Here is a 2,942-nt window from a genome sequence, read left to right on the forward strand (position 1 = left end):
CAGCAGGGACGGTCACCTGGCGGTTTTCGCTCACGTTGCTGATAATCTCCATCACCGCGGCGGAAGAAATACCGGATTCAGTCCGCTGGTCTTCCGGGATGTCCTCCATGCGCGCCAGGACGGTCCTGATTTCATGATCGGTCAGAGAAATTTCCATACCGTCAGCCAGTGCCTGAATCTCTTCCGGGGACCAGATAACCAGCATCAGCGGCGCGTCTCCCGGATACTTTGCTGCCAGCTCCCGGCATAGCGTTTCGCATGTTCCGTACATTCTCGTCTCCTTCTCAATCTTTGAAGCAGGAATCCAGTTCCAGAATTTCGGTATACGCCTCCATAAACAGGCGATTGGCGCGATACAGCGTCTGGCGTGTCAGGCGTTCAACAAGCACATCGGAATCAAAGCGACAGCGATGCTCCATATCGTTCAGCCTGGCCCGAAGGTCACACATGGTGTTGGCCACCTCCGCCACGTCGGCGCGAAGTTTTTCGTGTCCGGCATAGTTCATTTACGCAGCCTCCGGCATAAACCAGTCATCATTCGCGGCCCCCTGCTGCATGGCCCGTTGCACGGCGGCAAGGCGTTGCTGCCCGGCACGGTGATACTGCTCAAGCAGCTCGATACCGATATACCGGCGTCCGGACTGGAGGGCGGCGACGCAGGTTGAGCCGCTGCCTGCAAACGGGTCCAGCACAATTGCGTTCGGGTGTGTGAAGCTCTCAATCAGCGGTTGCAGGCTGGTAACGGGCTTTTCCGTCGGGTGATGACGATTGCCAGAATATTTCCAGCCCAGCACGTCCGGCAGCGGGTTTTGTGGCAGACGTGGACGGCCTTTTGCCAGGATGTAGGCGCATTCGTGGCGATAGCCCACATATGCGGCCTTCGATGTGTAGTTTTTGGTGAAGACCAGGTGACCAACAACGCTGAATCCCGCATTTTTCCAGGCGGCCATAAAGCGATCGACGCGGTTCCAGCCGTAGAAGCTCACCATCAGCGCGTCTTTTTTGAGTACGCGGTACATTTCATTACAGGCCGGTTGCAGCCATTCATCGGTTTTATCGCCGGCGATGGTGCGCCCGGAACGGTCACGAAAACCGACGAGATATGGCGGGTCAGTTAATATGAAATCAATGGCGTTATCAGGGATACGCGTCATAACATCGATGCAGTTACCAAGGACAAAACGGGACATAACAACGCTCCTTCTCTTACAGAGGGCACCGGGAGGGCCCCCCTGTGGTGCCCGTTCCCCGCTGCCTGTGGGCTGTTCACCGCGTCCGGTAACGGGTCAGGCCGACCGTGGAATATCGCAGCCGTCGTCTTTTTGACGGCGAGAATATGCCGCGAAAGCGGCTTGAAGGGCGTTCATCAGAAAAGGGCGACAGGCTGGCGTACACTGTCACCGGTGCCAGCCGGGAGCAGTAAAAGCGCCCGTCCCGTGCCCGCCGGACGCGGGACACTGACCACAGGCAGCGTTCCTGCCGCGCCGCGTCAGCCGGCGCAGTAAAAAGAGGAGCACGGCGACATCCTTTGTCGGAAAAGAAACGGGCGGTTGCCCGCCCGTCTCCGTCATACTTCATCCCCCGTAATGCGCCACCTTGTCGACTATCCACTCCGGCGCGGTGACTTCCGGCAGCTCATCATCATCTGTCGGGGAAGACCATTCCAGTTCCCCCCACAGCACATCAACAAGCTCTCCACGCTCATATCGCTGCCAGCCACAGAAATTGCAGCCCTGTTCGGCGTACCAGTGCTCCAGCGTGCAGCCGAAACGGCGGCTTAATTCTGCAACAACGTTGCTTTCCGGCTGACACCACGGCGTGTCGAAATCCACTTGAATGAAGTTTTCTCCCTGACGGCTGATATTCACCTCATACCCCACAGGCCACTTCACGCCATACTGTTCCGTATACCAGTGATACGCAGAAGGAACACCGTTCAGAACACCACCGTTAAAGCCATTCACTTCAACATCCAGGCGGGTGGGCAGAACCGTCAGCAGGTCAAACGGCATGGTTTTTTCCGGCAGTACATTGTCACACAGACGGTTCCACCACACCGATACATCCTCGTTACTCCAGAAGCCACACCAGTCACCTCTTTTTGCGGTGAAATGCACGGTGATGGTTTCCCTGACCTCATCCGGTAATCCTTCCCAGCGACGCTGGCCAGTACCACTCTGCAGCCAGAGTTCATGCAGCATCAGGCAGTTTTGCTCATCCAGCAGTACACCGTTCTGCAGGTGTGTCAGCCAGCGGGTGAACGCGATATTCTCCGGCGATACAACACCACGTCCGGCATCCGTCAGTCCGGGGCACGGTTCAAACTGCACATCTTCAGTGGTCTGCAGAAGTCCGGCACTTCCGGCCAGAAACAGCTGAATACCTTCATTTGTGGCGCGGCGATAAAGCGGTGTGACGGCACCGCTGGCCAGTCGTTTAATCTCAGCAATCTGTGCCGGTTCACCAGAAAAATGCATACGATTCGAGCACCAGTTTGGCATGGGAATTCTCCTCTCACATGCGGCCTCCATCAGGCCGTGCCGCACCTGTAACCGGGCGACCGCATACGAATGCAGGTGCGGCCCCGAAGCCGCAGCGCGTGGAGGAGGAACGACGAAACGTGACCGGGTGAGGAGGCCGGCGACAGCGACACACTTGCATCGGATGCAGCCCGGTTAACGTGCCGGCACGGCCTGGGTAACCAGGTATTTTGTCCACATAACCGTGCGCAAAATGTTGTGGATAAGCAGGACACAGCAGCAATCCACAGCAGGCATACAACCGCACACCGAGGTTACTCCGTTCTACAGGTTACGACGACATGTCAATACTTGCCCTTGACAGGCATTGATGGAATCGTAGTCTCACGCTGATAGTCTGATCGACAATACAAGTGGGACCGTGGTCCCAGACCGATAATCAGACCGACAACACGAGTGGGA

Annotated in this window: 5 protein-coding genes; all 5 read right to left on the reverse strand. The window is 57.0% G+C overall.

The window, feature by feature from the left end; all coding sequences use genetic code 11:
* On the reverse strand, positions 1 to 355 hold a 355-nt coding region (locus FTE26_RS01210), incomplete at its 3' end, for a DUF1380 family protein (RefSeq protein ID WP_272457385.1).
* A complete protein-coding gene (locus tag FTE26_RS01215) occupies positions 285 to 506 on the reverse strand; it encodes a hypothetical protein (protein ID WP_001104873.1) in 222 nt (73 codons plus the stop codon). The genes FTE26_RS01210 and FTE26_RS01215, both read right to left, overlap by 71 nt.
* The gene (locus tag FTE26_RS01220) at positions 507 to 1,190 is read right to left on the reverse strand and encodes a DNA methylase (RefSeq protein ID WP_000086185.1); all 684 of its coding nucleotides are present in this window, start codon (positions 1,188 to 1,190) and stop codon (positions 507 to 509) included.
* A gap of 76 nt (positions 1,191 to 1,266) precedes the next feature.
* Positions 1,267 to 1,578 (reverse strand): hypothetical protein, encoded by a 312-nt coding sequence (locus tag FTE26_RS01225; RefSeq protein WP_011254640.1) that lies wholly within the window; start codon positions 1,576 to 1,578, stop codon positions 1,267 to 1,269.
* Entirely contained in the window at positions 1,575 to 2,477 is a 903-nt protein-coding gene (locus FTE26_RS01230) for a DUF1281 domain-containing protein (RefSeq protein WP_001348615.1), read from the reverse strand. Before FTE26_RS01230 ends, FTE26_RS01225 begins: the two co-directional genes overlap by 4 nt.
* Between the last annotated feature and the right edge of the window lie 465 nt (positions 2,478 to 2,942).

The sequence above is a fragment of the Escherichia sp. S10b genome (genome assembly GCF_028421345.1).
Lineage (GTDB): Bacteria > Pseudomonadota > Gammaproteobacteria > Enterobacterales > Enterobacteriaceae > ECMA0423.

What these genes read in the sequence shown, in the direction of transcription:
- FTE26_RS01215 (WP_001104873.1), bottom strand. Translation starts at nt 506, where the DNA reads ATGAACTATGCCGGACACGAAAAACTTCGCGCCGACGTGGCGGAGGTG.
- FTE26_RS01220 (WP_000086185.1), bottom strand. Translation starts at nt 1,190, where the DNA reads ATGTCCCGTTTTGTCCTTGGTAACTGCATCGATGTTATGACGCGTATC.
- FTE26_RS01225 (WP_011254640.1), bottom strand. Translation starts at nt 1,578, where the DNA reads ATGAAGTATGACGGAGACGGGCGGGCAACCGCCCGTTTCTTTTCCGAC.
- FTE26_RS01230 (WP_001348615.1), bottom strand. Translation starts at nt 2,477, where the DNA reads ATGCATTTTTCTGGTGAACCGGCACAGATTGCTGAGATTAAACGACTG.